This window comes from Bariatricus sp. SGI.154 (assembly GCF_050313795.1).
Taxonomy (GTDB): domain Bacteria; phylum Bacillota; class Clostridia; order Lachnospirales; family Lachnospiraceae; genus CAMBRQ01.
This window is the reverse complement of sequence record NZ_JBNPMC010000036.1, coordinates 1-23,697: the sequence shown is the minus strand read 5'-3', so window position 1 is coordinate 23,697 and position 23,697 is coordinate 1. Positions and strand designations below refer to the sequence as shown.

General features: G+C 44.2%; 29 protein-coding genes. 24 read left to right on the top strand and 5 right to left on the bottom strand.

Annotated elements, in window-relative coordinates; translation table 11 throughout:
• The 15 genes from ACQRBN_RS14010 to ACQRBN_RS13940 all read left to right on the top strand — a co-directional run bounded on the left by ACQRBN_RS14010 (position 1) and on the right by ACQRBN_RS13940 (position 10,438).
• Positions 1 to 150 carry a hypothetical protein gene (locus tag ACQRBN_RS14010; protein WP_004605279.1) on the top strand — a complete coding sequence of 50 codons (150 nt, stop codon included), beginning with the start codon at positions 1 to 3 and terminating at the stop codon, positions 148 to 150.
• A gap of 1 nt (position 151) precedes the next feature.
• Complete coding sequence (locus ACQRBN_RS14005) at positions 152 to 304, top strand: XkdX family protein (RefSeq protein WP_427739623.1); 153 nt, start codon at positions 152 to 154, stop codon at positions 302 to 304.
• Positions 301 to 546 carry a hypothetical protein gene (locus ACQRBN_RS14000; protein ID WP_427739621.1) on the top strand — a complete coding sequence of 82 codons (246 nt, stop codon included), beginning with the start codon at positions 301 to 303 and terminating at the stop codon, positions 544 to 546. Before ACQRBN_RS14005 ends, ACQRBN_RS14000 begins: the two co-directional genes overlap by 4 nt.
• Positions 536 to 841: a hypothetical protein gene (locus ACQRBN_RS13995; RefSeq protein ID WP_173717170.1), complete on the top strand. Its 306-nt coding sequence runs from the start codon at positions 536 to 538 to the stop codon at positions 839 to 841. Before ACQRBN_RS14000 ends, ACQRBN_RS13995 begins: the two co-directional genes overlap by 11 nt.
• 51 nt (positions 842 to 892) lie before the next feature.
• Positions 893 to 1,246, top strand: a complete 354-nt coding sequence (locus tag ACQRBN_RS13990; protein ID WP_242953132.1) for a hypothetical protein — start codon at positions 893 to 895, stop codon at positions 1,244 to 1,246.
• Positions 1,243 to 1,617 (top strand): hypothetical protein, encoded by a 375-nt coding sequence (locus ACQRBN_RS13985; protein ID WP_071144194.1) that lies wholly within the window; start codon positions 1,243 to 1,245, stop codon positions 1,615 to 1,617. Before ACQRBN_RS13990 ends, ACQRBN_RS13985 begins: the two co-directional genes overlap by 4 nt.
• Complete coding sequence (locus ACQRBN_RS13980) at positions 1,601 to 1,966, top strand: hypothetical protein (protein ID WP_427739620.1); 366 nt, start codon at positions 1,601 to 1,603, stop codon at positions 1,964 to 1,966. The genes ACQRBN_RS13985 and ACQRBN_RS13980 overlap by 17 nt, the downstream gene beginning before the upstream one ends.
• Positions 1,963 to 2,769, top strand: a complete 807-nt coding sequence (locus ACQRBN_RS13975) for an SH3 domain-containing protein (RefSeq protein WP_427739618.1) — start codon at positions 1,963 to 1,965, stop codon at positions 2,767 to 2,769. The genes ACQRBN_RS13980 and ACQRBN_RS13975 overlap by 4 nt, the downstream gene beginning before the upstream one ends.
• Positions 2,770 to 2,780: 11 nt before the next feature.
• Positions 2,781 to 3,461, top strand: coding sequence for a hypothetical protein (locus ACQRBN_RS13970; RefSeq protein WP_427739617.1), 681 nt, complete (start codon positions 2,781 to 2,783; stop codon positions 3,459 to 3,461).
• Positions 3,462 to 3,950: 489 nt separating this feature from the next.
• On the top strand, positions 3,951 to 4,517 hold the full coding sequence (locus tag ACQRBN_RS13965) for a biotin transporter BioY (RefSeq protein WP_427739616.1): 567 nt from the start codon (positions 3,951 to 3,953) through the stop codon (positions 4,515 to 4,517).
• A 96-nt stretch (positions 4,518 to 4,613) separates the two neighbouring features.
• On the top strand, positions 4,614 to 5,282 hold the full coding sequence (gene bioD / locus ACQRBN_RS13960; RefSeq protein ID WP_427739615.1) for a dethiobiotin synthase: 669 nt from the start codon (positions 4,614 to 4,616) through the stop codon (positions 5,280 to 5,282).
• Positions 5,283 to 5,407: 125 nt separating this feature from the next.
• Positions 5,408 to 6,079, top strand: a complete 672-nt coding sequence (locus tag ACQRBN_RS13955; RefSeq protein WP_427739614.1) for a response regulator transcription factor — start codon at positions 5,408 to 5,410, stop codon at positions 6,077 to 6,079.
• A gap of 2 nt (positions 6,080 to 6,081) precedes the next feature.
• A complete protein-coding gene (locus ACQRBN_RS13950; protein ID WP_427739613.1) occupies positions 6,082 to 7,014 on the top strand; it encodes a sensor histidine kinase in 933 nt (310 codons plus the stop codon).
• A gap of 56 nt (positions 7,015 to 7,070) precedes the next feature.
• Positions 7,071 to 7,757 (top strand): ABC transporter ATP-binding protein, encoded by a 687-nt coding sequence (locus ACQRBN_RS13945; RefSeq protein WP_427739612.1) that lies wholly within the window; start codon positions 7,071 to 7,073, stop codon positions 7,755 to 7,757.
• Positions 7,754 to 10,438: an FtsX-like permease family protein gene (locus ACQRBN_RS13940; protein WP_427739611.1), complete on the top strand. Its 2,685-nt coding sequence runs from the start codon at positions 7,754 to 7,756 to the stop codon at positions 10,436 to 10,438. The genes ACQRBN_RS13945 and ACQRBN_RS13940 overlap by 4 nt, the downstream gene beginning before the upstream one ends.
• A 75-nt stretch (positions 10,439 to 10,513) precedes the next feature.
• On the opposite strand, the gene ACQRBN_RS13935 is transcribed toward ACQRBN_RS13940, so the two are convergent.
• From ACQRBN_RS13935 to ACQRBN_RS13925, 3 genes are read right to left on the bottom strand one after another with little or no spacing between them, the layout of a single operon-like run.
• A complete protein-coding gene (locus ACQRBN_RS13935; RefSeq protein ID WP_427739610.1) occupies positions 10,514 to 11,893 on the bottom strand; it encodes an aldehyde dehydrogenase in 1,380 nt (459 codons plus the stop codon).
• A 17-nt stretch (positions 11,894 to 11,910) separates the two neighbouring features.
• Positions 11,911 to 13,134: an iron-containing alcohol dehydrogenase gene (locus ACQRBN_RS13930; RefSeq protein WP_427739609.1), complete on the bottom strand. Its 1,224-nt coding sequence runs from the start codon at positions 13,132 to 13,134 to the stop codon at positions 11,911 to 11,913.
• Positions 13,135 to 13,171: 37 nt separating this feature from the next.
• Positions 13,172 to 13,651, bottom strand: coding sequence for a MarR family winged helix-turn-helix transcriptional regulator (locus ACQRBN_RS13925; protein ID WP_427739608.1), 480 nt, complete (start codon positions 13,649 to 13,651; stop codon positions 13,172 to 13,174).
• Positions 13,652 to 13,958: 307 nt separating this feature from the next.
• Here ACQRBN_RS13925 and bioB point away from each other — a divergent pair, with 307 nt between their 5' ends.
• On the top strand, positions 13,959 to 14,930 hold the full coding sequence (gene bioB, locus ACQRBN_RS13920; RefSeq protein ID WP_427739607.1) for a biotin synthase BioB: 972 nt from the start codon (positions 13,959 to 13,961) through the stop codon (positions 14,928 to 14,930).
• Between the two features lie 120 nt (positions 14,931 to 15,050).
• Complete coding sequence (locus ACQRBN_RS13915; RefSeq protein ID WP_427739631.1) at positions 15,051 to 15,785, top strand: SanA/YdcF family protein; 735 nt, start codon at positions 15,051 to 15,053, stop codon at positions 15,783 to 15,785.
• Positions 15,786 to 15,966: 181 nt separating this feature from the next.
• On the opposite strand, the gene ACQRBN_RS13910 is transcribed toward ACQRBN_RS13915, so the two are convergent.
• A complete protein-coding gene (locus tag ACQRBN_RS13910; protein WP_427739606.1) occupies positions 15,967 to 16,134 on the bottom strand; it encodes a uracil-DNA glycosylase family protein in 168 nt (55 codons plus the stop codon).
• A 184-nt stretch (positions 16,135 to 16,318) separates the two neighbouring features.
• Here ACQRBN_RS13910 and ACQRBN_RS13905 point away from each other — a divergent pair, with 184 nt between their 5' ends.
• From ACQRBN_RS13905 to ACQRBN_RS13890, 4 genes are all read left to right on the top strand, one after another.
• Entirely contained in the window at positions 16,319 to 16,927 is a 609-nt protein-coding gene (locus ACQRBN_RS13905) for a VanZ family protein (protein ID WP_427739605.1), read from the top strand.
• A gap of 35 nt (positions 16,928 to 16,962) precedes the next feature.
• Positions 16,963 to 17,937, top strand: coding sequence for a helix-turn-helix domain-containing protein (locus ACQRBN_RS13900; protein ID WP_427739604.1), 975 nt, complete (start codon positions 16,963 to 16,965; stop codon positions 17,935 to 17,937).
• A gap of 301 nt (positions 17,938 to 18,238) precedes the next feature.
• Positions 18,239 to 18,742, top strand: coding sequence for a transcription elongation factor GreA (gene greA, locus ACQRBN_RS13895; protein WP_427739603.1), 504 nt, complete (start codon positions 18,239 to 18,241; stop codon positions 18,740 to 18,742).
• 31 nt (positions 18,743 to 18,773) lie between these two features.
• The gene (locus ACQRBN_RS13890; protein WP_427739602.1) at positions 18,774 to 19,544 is read left to right on the top strand and encodes a DNA alkylation repair protein; all 771 of its coding nucleotides are present in this window, start codon (positions 18,774 to 18,776) and stop codon (positions 19,542 to 19,544) included.
• A 96-nt stretch (positions 19,545 to 19,640) separates the two neighbouring features.
• On the opposite strand, the gene ACQRBN_RS13885 is transcribed toward ACQRBN_RS13890, so the two are convergent.
• On the bottom strand, positions 19,641 to 20,522 hold the full coding sequence (locus ACQRBN_RS13885; protein WP_427739601.1) for a helix-turn-helix domain-containing protein: 882 nt from the start codon (positions 20,520 to 20,522) through the stop codon (positions 19,641 to 19,643).
• Between the two features lie 152 nt (positions 20,523 to 20,674).
• Here ACQRBN_RS13885 and ACQRBN_RS13880 point away from each other — a divergent pair, with 152 nt between their 5' ends.
• From ACQRBN_RS13880 to ACQRBN_RS13870, 3 genes are all read left to right on the top strand, one after another.
• The gene (locus ACQRBN_RS13880; protein WP_427739600.1) at positions 20,675 to 21,943 is read left to right on the top strand and encodes an extracellular solute-binding protein; all 1,269 of its coding nucleotides are present in this window, start codon (positions 20,675 to 20,677) and stop codon (positions 21,941 to 21,943) included.
• Positions 21,944 to 21,968: 25 nt separating this feature from the next.
• The gene (locus tag ACQRBN_RS13875) at positions 21,969 to 22,841 is read left to right on the top strand and encodes a carbohydrate ABC transporter permease (protein WP_427739599.1); all 873 of its coding nucleotides are present in this window, start codon (positions 21,969 to 21,971) and stop codon (positions 22,839 to 22,841) included.
• Positions 22,838 to 23,697, top strand: an 860-nt coding sequence (locus ACQRBN_RS13870) for a carbohydrate ABC transporter permease (RefSeq protein WP_427739598.1), incomplete at its 3' end; no start/stop codon positions are given. The genes ACQRBN_RS13875 and ACQRBN_RS13870, both read left to right, overlap by 4 nt.

The following is a 23,697-nucleotide window of genomic DNA, read 5'->3' as shown; positions in this document are numbered from 1 at the left end:
ATGTCACGGGAGGAATATGACAGATTGACGCTCATGCAGGAGGTTGTTGCATCCAACACAACAGGAATCGTTGAATCCGTGACACAGTTTCAGAAAGATGCAGTCATCGACGAATACACACAACAGTTGATTGAGGAGGGGTTGATTTAATATGAAAATGCTTGTCGAAAGTCTGAAAAGAATGTACAAGAAAGGCACTCTCACCGAGGAACAGATCGCAGAGCGTGTCACAAAAGGAAGTATTTCAGCAGATGAATATGAATACATCACAGGAGAAAAATTCTCCGGCGGTGATGCAGAATGAGTCCGCTTGAAATAATATCACGATTGTGTGATGTGACGGAAAATCTATCGGCAATCGTGAAAAAGCAGCAAACAATCATTGAACAGTCGAAAATCGAGGAGGCGGTCAGAGCGGAACTCCGGCAAGAGGTAGAGGAGACAGACAAGGAGATGGATGTTCTCGAATATCACATGCGGAAATATTGCGACATCGACGACATCGAGGCGACAGAGTTCGGAAAGGAGAATGCCGTTGACGATTGAAATATCCCTGTTGCTCTCCGGAGTATCTGTTGCATGTGCAATCTTTTTCGGAATCTGCTCAAAGCAGAGAAATGAGAAGAAAGACACGCAGGAAGAGACGGAACAGAGAGCAACAACCGACACAATGGTGATGGTGAAACTTGAGAACATCGCAGACGACCTCAAAGACATCAAACGGGAATCAAGAGAGAACCGTGAGGAGATGAAAACATTGAGAGAGCGTGTTGTCATTGTGGAACAGTCACTCAAGAGTTATCACAAGAGACTGGACGGAGAACAACATTCCGACCGATAACAGGAGGGCAGGAAACGGGCAAGAATCGACCTCACAGAAAAGAGGCAATACATGAGAATGACAGAACAGGAACGACGCATCAGAATCCGACATCTGAAAAGAATGCATCGGATAAGAGAGCGAAAAGAGAGACATGACAAAAAGGTGTCCGGTCTGTTCATGAAACGTGTTGTATTCACTTTGATTCTTGCAGCATTTATCTTTACAGTCGTGATGATATTTGTGTTTTTGCGGATGGGTTCAGAACCGTCGACACTGATTGAGAATGTATTCAGATTTCTTTCAGTTGAGGGCGGTGCAATGGCACTCATTAAGTCCGTGAAAACGGTCAAGGGAACAAAGTCAAACGGAGAAATACAACACAATGACGAACCGGAACAGGATGACGAGGAGGTACAAGGATGAAATACATCGTCGAGAATTGGTTTGTGATTGTGGGTCTGATTGCGGTATGTGCAGCGGGAGGATATGCAGTATATGTTTTCGTGAAAATGCCGTCAGACAAACAGTTGAACAAAGTGAGAGAATGGCTGCTCTATGCAGTCACAAAGGCAGAAAAGGAACTGGGAGGCGGTACAGGTCAAATCAAACTGCGATATGTATATGATATGTTCGTCGCACGGTTCGCATGGCTTGCGAGAGTGATTTCTTTTGAGGCTTTTTCGATGATGGTCGACGAGGCACTTGAGAGAATGAAAAAGATGCTTGAGAACAACAAGGCAATGCAGACGCTTGTGAGCGGTGAGGCAGGTGAAACGGTTGAAAAGGATATGTGATTTTGCAACCGGAAACGTACACACAATCGTGCTGATATATGCAATCGTCGCTGTCATCGTATGGGTGGCGGTAAATCTGTATTTTTGGAAAATTTCTTTTGATTTAGACAGAGAAATTCGGGAAGAAATGAGAGAATACGGGGATTGCTATTCTGACACGGACGAGGCAAAATTCGGGAAACACATAACAAGGTTGACCGGATTCATTATTTCGATTCCTGCTGCGGTGATGTGGTGGTGTACACCTCTAATCGTGGCGGGATTGATGATATATGACAAGATACAAGAAAAGAATCCGGAATTGTGCGGATTCAAAGCAGACGATTTTGACAAGGAGGAAAACAAATGATTTCAAATTGCGGACATGACGAAAACGGAAGATACTCCGGAGGAAAAGCCGGAGATCAAACAGGTACAGAGTGGCAGGTTATAAATTGGTATAGTAGACCGTGGAAATGCGTTCTCCGTCACCCGAACGCAAAAGTGAGAGCGATGATTGCGAGCATGGCAAAGGCAGCAGCAGTCAATAATAAAATCGGATATTGTCAGTCTCACAGGGGCACATTTTGGACGAATCTTGCAGATTCAAATTTCGACCCTGCACAGATTACAGTTGCATGTGAGGCAGACTGTTCATCCGGTGTCGCTGCAATCGTAAAGGGTGCAGGTTACAGACTGGGGATTGACGCACTGAAAAAGGTGAGTACGGCATGTTATACCGGAAACCTGCGAGCAGCACTCAAGGCAGCAGGATTCGAGGTACTGACAGAAAACAAATATCTGACATCGGATGCGTACTTGCTTGCAGGAGATATTCTGTTGAATGATGGTGCTCACACAGCAACAAACCTCACAGACGGTGCAAAGTCATCCGGAGCGGGAGCATCCAACACAACACCAGTCAAGAGCAACACAAAGGTTGATGTTGCACACGGATTCGACAAGAGCCTTGCAGGAACATATAAAGTGACTGCATCCGGATTGAATCTCAGTGCGGGAGCAGGAACAGGAAAGTCAATCCTTGCGGTAATGGAAAACGGCGAGAAAGTCCAGTGCTATGGATATTATAACGACCACAACGGCGTGAAATGGTTGTATGTGGTTTACAAGAACATTGTCGGATATGCGTCAAGCAAGTATTTGAGCAAATAGGAGGGATAATCATGTTATACTATTTAGGCAAAGGAACAGAGTTCAAGAAAGAGGACTGCAAAGAGTACAAGAAACTTGGTGCAGCACTCAAGGCAGCAGCAAAGGACGAGAGCCTCATTGTTTGGGATGAAACAGGAAAGGTCATCGGTTCACTCACGGATGATGTTCCGGAGGGAGCGTTGCAGACAAATCCGGACGGCAGTGTCAACACATATGATGCAGACGGAAACAAGACCGGAACAGTAGACGCAGAGACGCTCAAGGAAATGACGACAGTCAATGACGATGTGAGCGAACTTGCCACAGGAGACAATGAACAGGAATCCACACAGGAGAACGCAGAGGACGACGAGAACGCCTCAAACGAGGACAAGGCGACAAATACACCATCAGAACAGGAAAACGGCGAAAACGGGGCGAATACAGAGCCGGAGGAGGACGAAGAGGAACATCCGGAGGACGAGGTCATCATCCCGCAGGGAAAAATGAAAGTGACAGTAATTTGTGATGGTTCACTCAATATCAGACGTTCTCCGTCATGGGGAAATGAAAACATTTGCGGTCGTGCTATCAGAGGACAGTCATACTATGTGAAAGAGATTCATGTTGTGAATGGAAAGAAGATGGTGAGAACTGTCGGAGATTTATATTTGTCCGGAGAATCCGAGCATGTACAGTTCGAGCAGTTGTGATATAATGAGACAGTAGGAAACGCAGTGAGAGAATATGCGTAAAACACATGTAGCTCACAAATGCTTGAGAAATGGCTTAAAATAGGCGTTCGGAGTTATCAAAGAGTTAATCAGACGTTTTGGACAATGCAATACGAATTTTACAATCTCTCGGGATTTTGTCCCGGGAGTTTTTTTGAATACAAATGCGACCACAAGAAAATACGATTGAATATACAACCGAAAGTTTCAATGACAATCTGAACTATGTGAAGGATGAAGAGGCGGAAGAGTGTAAATTTACGGAGATAGAATATGTACTGGAATTGAGGTGCGTTCTTACGATACACATAAGTCATTGCTGAAAAATGAAGGAAGAAACTCTCAGGATAAATTTTGTAGAGAACGACTGTAAAAGCGTTAAATGTCAACTAAATTAAAAATATAGTTGACATTTATAGCATCCTTGTTATATATTTATCTAGGATTATACAAGGAGGATGAGAGAGAATGGAATACACATCAACACAAAAAATGTCAACCAAGAACCTGGTGCTCTGCGGCATGTTCACGGCTTTAGTAGTAATAGGAGCATTCATACAGATACCGGTGCCTTACATGGATTATTTCACTTTGCAATTTTTCTTTGTCTTACTGGCGGGACTTGTTTTGGGCGCTAATAAGGGCGCAATTTCAGTAGGATGCTATGTATTTCTTGGCCTGATCGGACTCCCGATCTTTGCGGCAGGCGGCGGTATCGCATATGTATTCAGACCGAGTTTCGGATATTTGTTAGGATTTGTCGTAACGGCTTATGTCACTGGGAAGATCCGGGAGAAATTAAATGTCGGATTTAAAGGATATTTCCTAGCGTGTCTGGCGGGATTCGTGGTTACATATGCGATTGGAATTGTATACAAATATATGATCTTGAATTTCTATGCGAATACTCCGGCTACATGGGCCGTGATATTCTTATCTTGCTTTCCGCTTGATATGCCGGGGGATTTCGTGCTTTGTATCCTTGCTTCTTTGGTAGGACAGAGACTTCGTAAGAGCGGATTCTATCTGGAGTAGGAGATGCCGATAAGAATAAAAGTGTGTAGATGATATAGAAATCAGGTTATTGAACCTGGATATAGAGAAACTGCAAATCATAGGAGGCAGAATATAATGGGCAAGGGATTATTCATCACTGCAACCGGCACGGACGTTGGAAAGACATATGTGACCGCTCTGATTGTAAAGAAATTAAAAGAAGCCGGATATCATGCTGGGTATTATAAAGCGGCGTTATCCGGGGCGGAGTGTATTGCAGACAGTGATGCGGGTTATGTGAAAAAAGTATCCGGCATTACCCAGGAGGATGATACTTTAATCTCCTATCTGTACAAAGAAGCCGTGTCTCCGCATCTGGCAGCCAGAATCGAAGACAATCCGGTAGAACTTCAAAAGGTGACAGAAGATTTCCGGAAAGTAACGGAAGAATACGAGTATGTTACCGTAGAAGGAAGCGGAGGAATCGTGTGTCCGATCCGTTGGGATGAGACGTGCAGGCTGCTTTTGGAAGATGTAATCCGTGCACTGGAACTGGACACGGTAGTGGTTGCGGATGCGGGGCTTGGAACCATTAATGCGGTGGTATTGACGGTGGAATACTTAAGGCAGCATGGAATTAGCGTGAAAGGGGTTATTCTGAATCATTATACAGGCGATGTGATGCAGGAGGATAATGTCCGGATGATTGAGATGCTGGCACAGGTACCGATACTGGCTAAAGTAAAGCCACAGGATACAGAATTGAGTATGGATATCGGGAAACTGGTGAGTCTGTTTGCATGAGAAAAAACATTCAGAAAAAACATACATAGATACCAGAACCTCTCAGGACTTTCTTGGGAGGTTTCTTTATGTTATACTATTGCCAGATATTATACCGTACATTAGAAGTTTAGGAGAATATTACCATGAATAAAATACTAATTGTGGAAGATGATCTGGATCTTCAGGAAGGTCTTTCTTTTTCTCTGCAGTCAGAAGGTTATGAAGTAATCAATGCAGATACGGTAGAACAGGCTTATGCGATATTCGAGTCCCAGGGATGCAATCTGATTCTGCTGGATTGTAATCTTCCGGATGGAAGCGGGTTTGAACTGTGTACCAGGATCAAGAAGTCATACAGTGTGCCGATATTGATGCTGACAGCGCGAGATACGGAGATGGACGAGGTGAAGGCACTGGAACTTGGAATGGATGACTTCATGTCGAAGCCGTTTTCCCTGGCAGTATTGAAGGCGAGGATCAAGAAGCTGATTGCTAAGGAAATGCCTCAGCTGCAGGTGGTTTCAAATGGAATTACCATTGACAGGAATACCTGTAAAGTATATAAGAATGGGACAGAGATTATATGCAGTAAGATTGAATACCAGATACTTGGATATTTTATGGAGAATGCAGGAAAGGTCTTGTCAAAGGAGCAGATTCTTTCCCATGTGTGGGACAGTCAGGGGCGTTTTGTAGATGATAATACGGTTCCCGTGAATATTCGAAGGCTTCGCGCGAAGATTGAAGATGATCCTAAGAATCCGGAAAGAATCAAAACGGTGCATGGAATTGGATATATTTGGAAGGAAAGATAAGGATGATAGAGATTGTACTGGGGATTGGGCTGATTGCCGCAATTAGTGCAGCACTTGTTGAACGACGCAGGAGAATCCGGATGTATCATGTGTTGGACCGGATGCTGGATCAGATTCTTGACAGGGAGGAGATTGAGATCTCTGACATACAGGAAGGAGAACTATCCTCGCTGGCAGGCAAATCCATACGGATTCAGGAAAAGATGGAGTCTGAGATTGAACAGGCTATGAGGGAGAAAGAGCAGGTGAAGAGCCTGATCTCTAATATGTCCCACCAATTGAAAACACCGCTTAGCAATGTGATGATGTGGCGGGAACTACTGGAGGAGCAGGTAAGTGACGAACAGCAGAAAGTGTTTTTAGTGAAGATGAAGCAGCAGATGGATAAGATTGAGTGGATTCTTCAATCGCTATTCAAGATGGTGCGGCTGGAGCAGGGGGCAATCCAGTTTGAGGTAACGGAGACATCGATTAAGGAGACGCTGGCCCGTGCGGTGAATACTGTCTATGAGAGAGCGGAAAAGAAGAATATCCAGATCATCACCTTGCCATTTGAGGATTGTAGGTTGCTGCATAATCGTAAATGGACGGCAGAGGTGTTCAGTAATATTCTGGAGAATGCGATCAAATATTCTGATGTGAACAATCAGATTGAGATTCGAATCTGCCCGCTTGAGTTATTTACGGAGGTGAAGATCCGGGATCATGGAATAGGGATTGAAAAAGAGGAATTGACCGATATATTCAAACGTTTTTATAGGAGCAAGAGGGTGGAACATAAAGAAGGTTCAGGGATTGGGCTATATTTATCGAGACTTATTCTAGAACAGGAAAAAGGATATATGACGGTATCTTCGGAATACGGAGTCGGAAGTACGTTTTCTATTTTCTTACAAAACTGTCAGAATTCATCTGCCAAATTGTCATTAGAATGAAAGATTAGCCTGTTATGATATCCATATCCTGTGAAAAGTAAAGGAGTGAATCAGATATGGAAGTATTACAGGTTAAAAATATCAGCAAACAGTACGGGACAAAGGAGAATGCAGTACAAGCGTTGAGGAATATATCCTTTTCTGTCGTGCAGGGAGAGTTTGTTTCTATTGTAGGAACCTCTGGCTCCGGGAAGAGTACGTTACTGAATCTGATCGGAGGTCTTGATGTCCCGTCGCAGGGAGAGATTATCATCCGGAATCATAATATTGCCAGATTAGAACGAAAAGAACTGACCATATTCCGCAGACGGAATATTGGATTCGTTTTCCAGAACTATAGTCTGATGCCGGTTCTGAATGTATATGATAACGTGGTGCTTCCGGTTACTTTTGACCGGGGTAAGCACGTGGATCACCAGTTTATTCAGGAGTTGTTGAAAGACCTGGGACTGTGGGAGAAGAGAAAGCGTTTCCCCAACGAACTTTCAGGTGGCCAGCAGCAGAGGGTAGCACTTGCGAGGGCGCTTGCCAATAAGCCGGCAATTATTCTTGCAGATGAGCCGACGGGGAATCTGGATTCCCGGACGACATTAGAAGTCATGGGAGTGTTGAAGAACAGCTGCCGCAAATATCATCAGACGATTCTGATGGTTACGCATAATGAAGGTCTGGCACAGAATTGTGACCGGATTCTGCATATAGAGGACGGGATGCTGCTTAAAAAGGATGGTGAGTCATTATGAAGAATATGATTCACATTGGATGGGCATATCTAAGGTACTATAGGAAGCAGACAGCGGCATTGCTGCTGGGTGTGCTCCTCTCTTCGGCATTGCTTGCCGGTATGGGAGGATTGTTCGAAAGTGGAAAGAATGCGGCGCTTGAGAATGCACGGATGGAATATGGCGACTGGCATTATAGTACCAGAGGAGATCATGAATGGTGCAAAGAGTTCGAGAAAGACCCGTCGGGTAAGGGATATCAACTGGAAAAAGTAGGGCATGAGACGGTTCGCAAGATGATTGAAGAGCCATTCCCTATTCAGTTCGTCTATGCGGATGATGATTATCTGAGCATGATGGGACGGAAGATCGAAGAGGGATATTATCCGAAAAACGAAGATGAAATTGCCATGGACTTGCAGACACTGAAAAGTCTTGGAATTACAACAGGATTGGGAAGCCAGGTAATCCTGGATGGGGAGACATTTACCTTATGTGGAATTCTGACAGATATGCCTGAAAAATTGCCGGAGTTTTTAGGGAATGCTATGCAGGTATTTGTAAATGATACGCTGGATTATGGAATGAATGGGACGTTTTTGTATTTGAAATTTGACGAGAGTCATAGGGTGTATGATCAGTTGGAGGCATTGATAAAAAGGTTCGGCACTGATGGGGAAAACTTTGCGAGAAATAATGGGATTGCAGGATATGTAGGTGGTGAGGCACCTTCGTTGGCATTGGAAATCATAAAAACGGGGATTTCTCATAAGGAAGCAGGTTTACCGTACATCTGGGGACAGCTGAATGATGAGGGAGGACTGACGGAGTCAGTTATTCTGCTTGCGGTTGCCTTTTTTGGAGCGTTTATTATCTACAGTTTGTTTCAGATTTCTGTGTGCCGTAGGATGTCACAGTACAGCATCATGCAGACTTTGGGCATGACGGATGGATCTGCTTTTGGAATCCTTATGGTTGAACTTAGTTGTGTTGTTCTGGCGGGGTATCCGGCCGGATGTGTGATTGGGAATATTGTTTCGTGGCTGATCTATCAGAAAATAGGCCGAATCTTCATTATGCAGAAACAGAATTATCATAGCGGCGCAGCGGATCAGATTCAGGAGTATGCGGTTTCCAATCTTCCAGATGCAGGAAATTATTGTATTAGTTGGCATACGATTGCCTGGGGCGGTATGTTTTTAGTGGTTGCGATGGTTGTGATCAGTCTGTTACTCATTAGGAGGATGAGACGGATGACCATTCGACAGCTGCTTATGAAGGATATGGGGAAGCGTGTGAACCGGAAGATCTACAGTATCAGGCATAGTAATATGACCGAGATTCTTACGCGCAGATTTATGTTCGACAGAAAAGGAACTTTTATAGGGATCGTGTTGTCTTTGTCTATTGGAAGCATTATCTTTCTCGGAGCTTTCTATGTGACGGAAAATACCAGGACGAATAATGAATTGACATACAAGGCAGATGATGGTCTTGGCTCAGATATCCAGGTATACGAACAATCGGATCAGCTTACGGATGCCATACCGGAAAATCTGGTAAGGCAGATGAAGGAGATACCGGGAATCAGCGAATTGCATCCGGTCAGATATCTGTTGGGAGAGATTCCGCTGGATGACGGGAAACTATTATGGAAACCTTTCTTTGCAGATGTTGCAGAGGATGAGTCGAATCCGCCGGACCCGGAACTTCAGGAGAAATATAACGGAATTGCGGTACAGACAGGAGAAGATGATTATACATTGAAAGTCAATATCTATGGATATGATGACGAGATGCTGGAAGAACTGAATGATTATCTCCTGGAAGGTGAGATTGACCCTGAGCAGATGAAAAGAGATAACAGCGTGATTGTAAAGGTACTGATGGATGGTCAAGGGAATTATGGTGGAATAGATATTGGTTTGGGGGATGAAGTGCCGGCAACGACGGTGAGCAGTATGGATGTTCCCCAGGAAGCGCTTCGGTTTCAGGGCAGCAAGGAGTGGTATCAGAGTCAGAAACTGAAAGTCTCAGCACTTACCAGCAGACCGTTAGCGAAGGTAGATACTTATATAGGAGATAATGGTACGGATGCCGTAGATATTATCATGACGAATGAGCAGATGGAGAAGAACTTTGGGGTGACAGATTATCAGACTGTCAGCATCTCTGTTGCTCAGGAAACGGAAGCGGACGAAGTGTCGGATGCTCTGGGGAAGATCACATCTTCTGTTCGTAAATGTGTCGTAAAGGATTATAGCAGACAGATCGCAGCGCAGAATCTGTATCTGACTCAGAAGATGTTCTTCTACTATGGAATTGCGGCTGTATTGCTGGGACTTAGCCTGCTTCATATTATGAACAGTATGCAGTATCTGATCATTGCAAGAAAACGGGAATTCGGAATCCTTCGGGCGATGGGGATTACGGATGCAGGATTCCGTAAGATGATTGCAAGAGAGGGGCTTCGATATGGGATTTATTCCAGCGTGATGGTTGTGGCCGTATATTTCTTTATTCAGAAGGTGCTTTATTATTTCATGATACATGTATATCTGTATCTGCATCCGAAAGCGTGGATCTCATGGGAAGCACTGGCGGTTGTAATCTTGATGAATATTGTGATATGTGTCGGAGTGACATTGAGAACCGGAAAGACTGTTCTGGAAGAGCAGATTATAGAGGAGATCCGGGAGTAGAATCATGCCATACAGGCAGATCAATGCGATAGAGATGATAACATTGGTCTGCCTGTATTTTTGGTTATAAAAAAATTACTTAAGAAATATATGTATTAACTTATCGTTGATCTTCTTATATGGCTGATATCTCATCGGAAGATCCAGCCAGGTCTTTTTATCCACAATACTCTTATAATGAGAGAACGTATTGAATCCATCCCGTCCATGATAAGATCCCATTCCGCTTTCACCGAATCCGCCGAATCCCATCTCGCTGGTTGCAAGGTGGATAATAGTATCATTGATACATCCTCCGCCAAATCCACAACGGGAAGTAATCTTTTTAGCCGCAACTTTGTCACTGGTAAAGATATATAGTGCCAGTGGATGAGGCATAGAGTTAATGTTGCGGATTACTTCATCCAACGTATCATATACCAGAATCGGCATTAATGGACCAAAGATTTCTTCTTGCATGACAGCATCTCCGAAAGTCACGTTGTCCATGACGGTTGGTTCGATCTGAAGCGTGCTGCGATTAGTGCTGCCGCCAAGAACGACTTTATTCTGATCGATGAGTCCGGATATTCTTTCAAAATGCTTTTCGTTAATGATCTTCCCGTAGTTTTCTCTGGTCAGAGGCTGTTTGCCATATTGCTTTTGAACCTGGCGTTTAATTTCTTTTACCAGTTTGTCTTTGATGGTGCGGTCGCAGTAGATATAATCCGGAGCCACACAAGTCTGGCCGCAATTCAGGAACTTGCCGAATACAATTCGTTTGGCCGCAAGTTTGATGTTCGCGCTTTTCTCTACGATGCAAGGGCTCTTTCCGCCTAATTCCAGAGTCACCGGTGTGAGATGCTCAGAAGCATGCCGCATGACTTCTTTTCCCACAGCCTGGCTTCCTGTAAAGAAGATGTAGTCAAAATGCTCATTCAAAAGATAAGTATTTTCTGCCCGCCCGCCTGTGATAACAGAGACATATTGTCTGTCAAAGCAGTCACTGATAATCCGTCTTATCAGTTCGCTTGTATATGGAGAATATGCACTGGGCTTTAGAACAACAGTATTGCCAGCAGCGATTGCATCCACAAGTGGATCGAGCGTCAGCAGGAACGGATAATTCCAGGGACTCATAATCAGTACGACTCCGTACGGAGAAGGTTTCTTATAACTTCTGGAATGGAACTGGGCAAGGGGAGTGTGTACATTTTTTTCCTTCGCAAAAGAGTGGAGGTGTTTTAGCATATAACTGATCTCACTAAGAACAAGTCCGGTCTCACACATATAACTTTCGAAGCTGCTTTTCCCCAGATCTTTTTTGATGGCTTCGTTAATCTCGGCTTCATGCTCCAGGATGCTGGTTTTTAACTTTTTCAGTGCGCAGGTCCGGTAGTCGATATCGAGCGTTGCACCTGTAGCAAAATATTTACGCTGCGTGGTTACGATATTTTTGATTTCTTGTTCGTTCATAAGTTTATGACTCCTTTTTATTCAGGCGTGTTTTGATTTTCCTTCTCCATTAACAGGTAATAGAACCGTTCCAATTCTTCAGCGTTCATTAATACGGGTACCGGATACAGAGGGTTAGCTTCTTTGTCGGCATAGTGAGATAGTTTCGGAATATCTTCTTCTTTAATCTCTTTAACCGTATCTCCGATTCCAAAGCGGTTCTTCATATCTTTGATCGCAGTGATAAATTCCTGGGCGGCAACATCATAAGGAGTGTCTTTGGAGGAGACTCCGGCTGCAACGGATAGTTGATACAGTTTCTTGTGAATACAAGGACCATATGCTTCAAGCACAAATGGCAGCAGAATCGCATTAGCAAGCCCGTGAGGGACATTGTATTCTCCGCCAAGAGAATGTGCAACAGCATGTACATAGCCTACGTAGGATTTGGTAAATGCGCATCCGGCGTAAAATGATGCGTGGAGCATGTCTCTTCTTGCATTCACGTTATGCCCTTCATTATACACGGTATCGATATTTTCGAAAATAAGTTCCACAGCTTTTAATGCATCTTTGCGTGTCCCGTAGGTCGTTGATCTGCCGATGTATGCCTCAACTGCGTGAGTCAGGGCGTCCATTCCTGTGGTTGCGGTGATGAACGGCGGAAGACTTAAGGTGACTTTAGGGTCTAATACCGCATACCTTGGAATCAATGGGAAGTCATTGATTGCGTATTTGTGTCTGGTCTCGGCATCAGTGATAACGGCTGCAAGGGTAGTCTCGCTTCCGGTTCCGGCAGTTGTTGGAATGGCGATCAGAAGGGGAAGCTTCTTGTGTACTTTTAGGATTCCTTTCATCTTTGCAAGAGACTGTCTTGGCTTAGCAACACGCGCGCCCACCGCCTTAGCACAGTCCATACTGGAGCCGCCGCCGAATCCGATGATGGCATTACAGCCGTTAGACTGGTAGAGGTCAAGGGCTTCTGCCACATTGGCAGTCGTAGGATTGGCAACCGTCTTGTCATAGATAGAATAGGGTATGTTATTTTCGGTAAGCGCCCTTTCCAGACGTTTGGTAAGTCCAAGACTTCGGATACCTGCGTCTGTGATAATGAGAACATTGTCGCATTTTCTTTTTGTAATAAGTTCCGGAAGCGCCCTGACGCTGCCAACGATCTCCGGCTTCTTATACGGAAGGAATGGAAGCGCGATTTTCATAACTGTCTGAAAAGTTCGACAGTAGATTTTTTTTGCCTGGTTCATAGTGATTATTGGTGTCCTTTCTAATATTATGGCTGGGTTAAGTTTCCAACAATGAAGAAGAATATTCCGATTCAAGTTCATTACAGACCTGTACCAGATTATCTGAGATCAGGAATAGAACCCGGTAGAAGACAGCCCGTTCTTCCTCGGTAATCCCTTTGCCGCCTTCGATGGTCGCGTGAAGAATCAGGTCTGTGACCTTTGAGGCCTGTTTTTTCCCGATGCCGGTCAGGTATGCTTTGGCCCGATAGCGCTTCTTATCCTGTGTGTGGTCATAACTTATGAAACCATGTTCCTCAAGATCAGACATAATTCTGGAGATACCTGCTTTATCTTCTTTGCAGAGGTTGCACAAGTCAGCGGCCGTAAGACCGTCAGGATGCGAGCCCAAAAAGTAAAGGCACATCACATGTGTGCCTTTCAAACCAAAAGAACTCATCTCATGCTTTTTAATTCGCTGGATACTTTTATAAATCTGGGATACTCCAGTTGTAAGGTTTTCAAATCGATGAATCATAAATACCTCTCTTTGTGTCAAAAGTTGATTTGTCAACATTTTGCTAAGTTGACTATAACAATAAGAAGTTGATTTGTCAACATTAAGTTGGCGAGCATCCGGAGAGAACTATATTCATGTCAAGAATATTCTCCGAATGAAGTATAATGAGAGGTATGAGGATGGATAAAATGTAAACTTGATTTGTGCGGCGGGTTGACAATTGTGGGCGTTTTGCTATATAGTTATCTCAGTTGCCAAAGCATCCGTAAGAAACTGCCAGTGGCAGGTCTTGTAGGTGTAGAGGAAGATTGAAGAGGAGAAGATTATGACATTCATAGATCAGTTAAAAGAAAAAGTATTAAATCAGCAGGAGATATCCAGGGAGGAAGCGTTGGCGTTGTATGAAGAGCCGTTAGAGAAACTCTGTGAGGCGGCGGATGAGATTCGGAAGCATTTCTGCAAGAATGGCTTTGATATCTGTACGATTATTAATGGAAAAAGCGGGAAATGTTCGGAGAATTGTAAGTATTGTGCGCAGTCGGCTTATTATCATACATCGGCGGAAGAGTATCCGCTTCTAAGTACGGAAGAGATTGTACAGCAGGCAAAATATAATGCTGATCGTGGCGTACTTCGGTATTCGATCGTGACTTCCGGGAGGTGCCTGAACGATGCAGAGGTAGATCGGATGTGTGCATCTATCCGGGCGATTAAGGAGAATGTGGAGATAGAAGTGTGCGTGTCTTTTGGACTTTTGAATGAGGAGCAGTTTGGTCGTGTTAAGGCGGCTGGGGCAACCCGGGTACATAATAATCTGGAAACCTCACGCAGGAACTTCCCGAATGTCTGTACTACGCATACATTCGAGGATAAGGTAGCGGCAATAAAGGCAGCGAAAGCAGCAGGACTTAATGTGTGCAGTGGAGGAATTATGGGATTGGGGGAGACGGTAGAGGATAGGATTGATATGGCATTGTCTCTGCGAGAACTGGGGATCAGAAGTGTGCCGGTGAATATGCTGAATCCGATTCCGGGAACGCCGTATGAAGAGAATCAGCGATTGACGGTGGATGATATGAGAAGAATCGTGGCAGTCTACCGCTTCATCCTTCCGGAGGCATCGATCCGGCTGGCAGGCGGCAGAGGGCTGATGGAGGATAAAGGTGAAGGCTGTTTTCAATCCGGAGCGAATGCGGTGATATCCGGGGATATGCTGACGACTGCCGGATATACCATCGAGACGGATATGGATATGATTCACAGACTTGGATATGAGATTGCTCTGTGTAATGAGTAAATTGCTTAAGATTTGATGAAGTTGGTTGTATACATCCGAAGATTCATTTATGATAAAAGCACGTAAATGAGATTATGATACAGGTAAATGATTCTAAGAGGGTGTATAGAACTGATGAAGATGATGAAAAGATGGATGGAAAATTCAAGGGAAAAGCGATATTTATTCAGATTTTTCCGGTATTGTCTGGTGCTTATGATTATCGGGCTGTCGGTGATGTTTGGGACGGATGCCTATGTGAAAGTGAAAGCGGGTAAGGATATTCTTGAAATGAAGGAACTGGAGCAATCATTGGAGAAGCCGGATGATCTGGACAAGGTGGATGCGATTCTTGTATTGGGAGCGCAGGTGAAATCGGATGGACAGCCAAGTTTGATGCTGAAAGAGCGGCTTGATATGGGAATCCAGTTGTATGAGGCAGGCGTGTCGGATAAGATCATCATGAGCGGTGATCATGGTCAGGAGGATTATGATGAGGTGAATACCATGAAGTCCTATGCGATAGAGCGTGGAGTCCCATCGGAGTGTATCTTCATGGATCATGCAGGTTTTTCTACCTATGACAGTATGTATCGTGCCAAGGAGATTTTCCAGGCAGAGAATATCATCGTAGTTACGCAGGAATATCATCTGTACCGTGCAGTCTATGATGCGAATGCGCTGGGGCTTCAGGCCAAAGGAGTCGCCTGTGATACGGCGGTTTACCGGGGCGACCTGTATCGTAAGTCGCGGGAAATCCTGGCAAGGGTGAAGGATGTGGGCTATACGATCATAAAGCCTGAACCGGCTCTTTTGGGAGAGGTGATTCCGGTGAGCGGTAATGGGGATGTGACGAATGATAAGAATTCAATATAGGATATATTAAGTCGGGGAGATGTTCTCTTGAGGAAGGGCATCTCCCCAATATTATGGATTCATATAAGTAATCAGTTAGGAGTCAGTTCCGCCCTTTTTCTTACAATTTCCCGAAAATCCGCTTTCGTCAATTCTAATTTGGAGAGATCTCGCAGAATGGCTGACGGGTGATATACGGCGGTCATCGCACAATCCTTCCGGTAAGTCCAGGTGCCGTGCTGCCTGGTAATTCTGAAATCAGGTGATATAATGTGCTGTGCGGCAATTCATCTAAGAGTTTTCCAGAACGTCCGACAAAGGGAATGCCAGCCTCATCTTCCTGGCTTCCGGGGGCTTCTGCAATAAACATGATATCTGATGTGTTTGTTTTTATTATCATACAGTAAAAAGAATAAGTTGTACAGGCTGCATTTTGTTAGTCACCAGGCAAAAATCATAAATTATTAATAATTTCCCTTTCGGATATTTAAGGAATATTTGTTATCATTTTTTAGTAATAAGGTTTTCTGCAATATATGAAGGAGGGAAGAGAGATGATTTTTACGGTCTATAGTTTGGTGTGTGCATTTCTTCCGTGTATGGTATATCAGTTGATATTCATGATGAGAGAACGTAAGATAGGAAGAGAAAGACCAGTGGCACATTTTATCTGGGTGTATATCTTTGTGTTGTATCTATGGATGGTATTCCAGGTGACGGGAGTCGGTGTGCTTGGGGATGTATTAAGGAAAGATACGAATCTGATTATTGGAGGAATCAATCTGGTGCCTTTTGATTCTTTTGGGATTGGATTTGTACTAAATATCATTATGTGTATGCCCTTAGGTTTTCTTCTCCCTTTGATTTGGAAAGAATGTAGAAAATGTGGGAAGACAGTATTGATTGGATTGATCTTCTCCCTTATGATTGAGATTACCCAGTTATTTAACTGGCGAGCATCGGATATTGACGATTTGATGGCAAATACGTGTGGAGCATTGATTGGATATCTGGTATGGAGAATCTTTGCGAAGATATTTGGAGAACGGCTGAAGACGGCATCAGAGGAGAAGTATGAAGCGCTGATTTATATTCTGTTAGCACTTTTGGGTACATTTTTCCTATATAATCCATATTTGGTGTTCAGATATTTGGCTATCTGAGAATGAATCGATTGGAAGATATGGGAGATGATATCGTGAAAACCTTGAAAATAGGAGGGCGCAACCACTGGTTGACGAATTTCCAATCACTGTTTTCTTGTGCTGTTGTCCATAATAAAGTACAATTCTTATATCAACAGGGAAAGCAGGTGCATGAAATGAACCTATCAGAGAAGATAACCAGAGAGAGAAGGCGCCTGGGAATGTCTCAGGAGCAGTTGGCTGACCGGCTTGGTATTACCAGACAGTCAGTGAGCAAATGGGAGGCAGGAACGAGTACGCCGGAAATATCCAAATTAGTTGCAATGTCGGAACTTTTTCAGGTGAGTCTGGACTATATGCTGAAGGATTATCTGGAGGAAGAGGATAGATTGGAGAGCGGATTAGTAAGAAAAGTATCCGGAGAGGATAGACAGTGGGAACAGGAAAGTCGCCGGGAACAGGAACGATATCATGAGGAGGAGAACCGGCGTATCGAAGAGAAGGTAGATGCTCTTGCAAGATATATCAAAGGCTATCAGTATACCAGTAAGACGAAGATTGCGGGCATACCTCTGGTATCTGTCAGATTCTCCAGGAATCTTGGCAAGGATTCGGTGGCGAAAGGGATTATTGCAATTGGGAATATTGCGATTGGAGTGATTAGTTTCGGGGCGCTATCCGTTGGAGTAATCAGTCTTGGCGCGGTTGCGTTGGGCTTATTGGCGATTGCAGCGCTGGCGGTTGGCTTGCTGGCATGGGGAGCGGTCGCGATAGGAGTTGTAGCGTTCGGTTCTGCAGTTGTGGGAATCTATAGCGCAGGAGTAGCGGCGTATGGCAGAGAGATTGCGGTAGGGGTGTCTGCTTTTGGCAGGACGGCGATTGGCGAGACAGCAAGAGGAGAGAATTGTCTGGTGTGGTATGAAGGCATTCAGGCGGTAGAGATAGAGAAGTTTCTGGATGGATACCATCCGGGACTTTGGAAACCGCTGAAGGATGTGTTGGTTATGTTCGGGACGCATATAGGATAGTGGAAATTAGTTCTGAAGAAACAGGTGGGTCTGCCATTATTTACATGGCAGACCTGTTTCGATATACTAATCTTTAGCAATCTTTAGAAAACTGGGAGTACCTGGCAGTAGAGGAAACTACTGGACAAATGAACAGTATAAGAGTTAAAATAAGTGACAATGAATTTAAACATATATTGTGTCTGGAAGGACTGAAGAAAGTCTCTTTGATTCCGCTGGCAAGCATTGTAGAGGCGGCATGCAAAAGTGCAGTTTGCCAGGAGTGGATTGTTAAGGACAATTTATTAAGGAGTGAAATATCATGGGAGAACAGTTAACCGAAAGTGATGTAAAGAAGATTAAAGAAGAGATAGAATACCGCAAACTCGTAGTCCGCAAAAGGGAGTTGGAAGCGGTCAAGGAAGCCAGGGCGCAAGGTGACTTGAGTGAGAATTTCGAGTATAAGGCAGCGAAGCAGGACAAGAACCGGAATGAAAGCCGGATTCGATATCTGGAGAAGATGCTCAAGAATGCGAGGATTGTATCCGATGTGTCAAAGGATGATGAAGTAGGAATCAATAATACGGTGGAAGTGTATTTTGAAGATGACGATGAGACGGAAGTCTATCGGCTGGTAACGAGCGTGCGGGGGAATTCCCTCCAGGGGCTGATCAGTATTGAGTCACCTCTTGGAAAAGCAATCAGAGGTCATAAAGTTGGTGACCGAGTGAAGGTGAAGACGAGCGGAGATAACGGTTATTATGTGATCATCCGAAAGATTGACAAGACGACAGATGATTCACAGGATACACTGCGCAAATATTAAAATGAGTCTGTTGCAGGAGGATCAAATGAGGGTGGAAACTAATATACAGACTGAGGATGCCGTAGGGATAATCGCAGGGATAATAGCAGATGAATCGGAGAGGGAATGTGGGTTGAACGAACATATCAGAAAGATGCTGGAAGAACTTGCTGAACCAAAATTTCAAAAGTTCTCCAGTTCTCTGATACCGAATATTCCTTCAGAAAGTGTTCTGGGGGTCAGACTTCCGGCGCTTCGCAAGATCGCGAAAAGGATTGCGAAGTCAGACTGGCGTTCTTATCTTGCGGATGCAAGAGATGATAGTTTTGAGGAAATCATGTTGCAAGGCATGGTGATTGGCTATGCAAAGGCTGAATTACCGGAGGTTCAACAGTATATAACTGAATTTGTCCCTAAGATTAATAACTGGTCAGTGTGTGACAGTTTCTGTTCGGGGCTGAAAGTGGCAAGGGCCCATCCACTGGAGATGTGGGAATTTATCATGCCTTATGTAAAGTCTGATAAAGAATATGAGATTCGTTTCGGCATAGTAATGATGCTGTTTTATTATATAGATGAGACGCATATAAGTGAGGCGTTAAACCTGCTGGATGCTGTTCGGCATGAATCATATTATGTGAAGATGGCGGCAGCCTGGGCTATCTCCATTTATTATGTCAGTTTCCCTGTGGAGACATTAGAATATTTGAAGCGTTGCAAATTGGATGACTTTACATATAATAAAGCATTACAGAAGATCATAGAATCCAGGCAGGTGGATGATGATACCAAAAAGAGGATACGTTCGATGAAGCGGATATAGGAGGGGACGGGGGTTTTTTCAATTTTCCCCGTCCCCAATTGGATTTGCCCTGTCCCTAATTAAAATAGGGGTGTCCCTAATTGAAATTTATTGAATTTAATCAGAATTCCTAATCCTGGAGCGGAACTCAGAGGGTGAGATCTGATAATATTTTTTAAACAAGCGGCTAAAATACATGGAGTCATGGTAGCCGATGGTAGAGGCGATTCTGGTGATCGTCCAATCGGTATCTTTTAACAGCTGCAGAGCCTTCTGAAGCCGCAGGCGGATAATGTATTCCTGCGGCGTCGTTCCCAGGAGGGATTTGAAGACATTCGTGTATCTGTTTGCGCTTAGAAAAGACATAGAAGCAAGATGTGAGATGCTGATTTTAGCAGAGAGATGGTGCTGGATATAATCAACAGTCTGGTAGATGTGTTCATTCTGTTCATGATTGTCCGGCAGCATATTTTCTGCTTTTTTCTTATTGATCAAAGATAGTATCACGGCAAACAGCGAGGTAGCATAGAGGATGCTGCCAGGTCTTTCGCTGTTTATTTCCAGAATGATTTTTTGAATGAAGTGTTTTATCTCCGGGATATATCCCAGATGATAGGGTACCTGAGTGGGGATGTCCAGCATCTCGATAAACTGTGAGGCGCCATAGCCGGTAAAATGTATCCAGTAGTTGCTTAAGTGCTTGGTGCAGTCGTAACGGTAAACTTGTGGTTCTTCTGGCGCGTAGAGTAAGAGATCGCCGGAGGAACACAGTAGTTCTTCTCCATTCGTCTCAACATACATATCTCCGGAATAACTATAGGATAAGAAGAAGTCACGACGCCCGTGAGGGCGTGATACAGGTTCCAGATCCGGTATTTCTTCGCAATATCCACAGGAATTAATCTGCAAGTATTCGGAAGTATTTTCGAATCCGGAAGCATGATATCTTACCAGGGAATAGGTGTTGGTATAGCATCTGTTTATCGTCTGTCGGTCCATGGCAATCTCCTTTTCTTATAATAGTGAATTTGTCCATAATTATACTTGAATAATGTATGTAATTCAAGAAAATGCGTTGCTATAATTAATGACAATAAAGATTATGTGCATAATTGGAAATATTTAACAATGAATAAAAAGGAGAGGAACGTATGAAAAAATATAGACGGATATTATGTGTGTTCATGGCTGCTAGTATGGCGGTAGTTGGTCTTGCTGCATGTTCGGGCGGGAAGGACAAGAAGAGTAGTAGTGCTTCCGGAGAAGGAGAACTTACGGTGCTGCTTCCGCCATGGGCAGAGCCATCTCAGGAATTAATACATCATTTTGAAGAAGAGCATGGTACGAAGGTGAATCTGAATATTATGGGGTGGGATGAGATTCATGATAAGATTACGGTTGCTGCAGTGAGCAAGGTTGCCCCGGCGGATGTCATGGAGGTAGACTGGTCCTGGACGAAAGAATTCATCAGTGCAGATTGTGTCGAACCTTTTGAGTTGACGGATGAACAGAAGGAAGAGTATCCATTGTATACTTCTTTCGAGGAAGCGGGCAATGTCGTTGCGATTCCGTATCTGAATGATATCAGAGTCGGATATTATAATGAAGAACATCTAAAGGCGGCGCAGATTACGGAAACACCCAGAACGTGGAAGGAACTGGTGGAAGATTGTGTGAAGATTAAGGAGGCGGGCATCTGTGAATATCCGCTGTCATTTACTCTGTCGGCTACAGAACATTCTGCAAATCAACTGCTGTGGCTGTCCCTTTGCCAGGGGATTCCGTTCTTCCGGGAAGATGACAGTATAGATGGACAGAAGATGGAGGCAACGCTGAAATTAGTAGACGAGGCGTTGAATGAGACGAAGATCATCGATCCGGCGTCCATATCACTGACGGATGTTGAGGCCGACAGTGCTTACCGCAAAGGCAATGCCACTTTCCTCATTGGTGCTATGGGAACGCTTGGAACCTGCAATAATCCGGAGGAATCTTCGGTTGTTGGACAGGTGAAGACCATGCTGATTCCTGGAACAGAAAGTATACAGACTGCGACTTATGGCTTGCCGGAAGGAATCGGAATCTCGAAATATTCTAAGAATAAAGAACTTGCCAAAGAATTTATCGAATGGTTTACGGGTGATGAAGTACAGACATATCTATATCAGAAGCACGGAACAGTTCCATCCAGCGTGAAGACATTTGAGAAACTGGGAACTGCCGGTGAGATCGCGGATGAGGACATCCTGATGGAAGAATTGAAGGCTGACCAGTCTCCATTCCCGAACGGAGTTCCCGGATGGTATTCTGAATACAGTTCTATTGTTGCCAACAAATTAAATGCGCTGGCGCAGGGAACGCTTGACTCCAAAGAAGCGGCAGAGCAGATTGTAAAAGAAGTCGATGGCATTGCGAAGTAATGGCAGCCGGAAGGGTGAGATGTACATGAAAAAGAAGAATGCAGGATATCTGTATGTTATGCCGCTCTTTATAGTGATGGCAGTGTTGATATACCTGCCAATCATATCAACATTATATTATAGTTTTGTGAATATTAATCTGTTGAAGCCAGAGAAACTTAAGTTCATGGGGCTGGATAATTATATCCGGCTCCTGAAAGATCAGGAGGTTCTGAAAGCGGCAGGAAATTCGCTTGCAATCACAGTGCTTGTAATGCTGATGACCTATCTTCTGGGACTGGCATTCGCATTGTTCTTGAACCGAAGTGTGAGGCTGAAAGGGATATTGACAGCAGTGGTCATTATTCCATGGGCAATTCCGGGAATCGTAAGCGGAATTATTTGGAGATGGATGTTTCATCCGAGTTTTGGATTGGTGAATAGCCTTCTGCTCAAGTGGGGAATCCTGAAAACTCCGGTGCAATGGTTCTCGGACAATAAGGCGGTGACGGCAATCGTTGCATTGACGGTGGCGTGGCGGGCGGTTCCGCTGGTGGCAATCACCTTAATGTCTGCACTTCAGACGATCTCAGACACTTTATACGAGGCTGCGGCGATAGATGGCTGCGGCAGGATGAAGGCATTTCGATATATTACTTATCCGATGCTGCGACCTGCCACGTTGATCGCTTTAACGACGACTACGATTACTGCGGTAAATGTATTAGATGAGATTGTATCATTGGTGGGTATGTCTTCCAGCAACAATACATTTATGACGGAGATCTATGGAAGAACTTTCAAGTATATGCGATTCTCGGAAGGGAGTGCGTTATCTTATATTGTAATGTTTGTCTGTATTGTGATCTGGCTGCTTTATACCAGAAGGCTGACAGGGAAGGGAGAAGAGGTATTATGAACCGTCTAAGGAAAAGAAAGAGGGATAAGGTTGTCTATATACTGGTATTGGCATTCTTTTTACTGTGGACGCTGGGGCCGATTGTATGGTCTTTTTCCATTAGTATTACACCTAAGGCAGACACCATGGTATCTCCGGCACCATTAAGTCCCTTGCATCCTACCCTGCAAAATTATGCACAGTTGTTAGGAATCGGCGGTGAGATTTCCAGGGAAAGTGCGTTGTTCTTTGCGGGGCTTAAGAATGCGATTATCGCAAGCATGGCGGCGATTCTGATTGGACTGCCAATCTGTATTCTGGGCGCATATGCATTATCCAGGATGAATTTTAAAGGAAATAAAGCAATCAACACGCTGTTGCGCGCGACATTGGTGATTCCGGTATTTTCTACAATCGTTCCGTTATTCAAGGTCTATTCCAGGATTGGGCTGATTGATAATCTTGTGGGGCTGGTGCTGGTATATATATCGGCAATGCTTCCTCTGATTGTATGGCTTTTAGAGGATCATTTTAATGGGATTCCTAAAGAACTGGAAGAAGCGGCATATGTGGACGGGTGCAACTCTTTTCAGGTGCTGACGAGGGTAATGCTTCCGATCTCTTATCCGATGGTATTTGCCAGTGCATTGATTATGTTCATTACGGTCTGGAATCAGTATCTGATTCCGCTGATTCTGGCACCGTCTCTGGATACGAAGCCAATTGCAGTGATCATATCGGAATTTGTGACGAAAAACACGGTGAATTATGGATTGATGAATGCAGGAGGACTGCTTGCGGTGATTCCGCCGGTGCTTGTGGCATTGCTTTTCAAGAGATTCTTAATTGGCGGTCTTACTGCCGGTGCGGTAAAAGG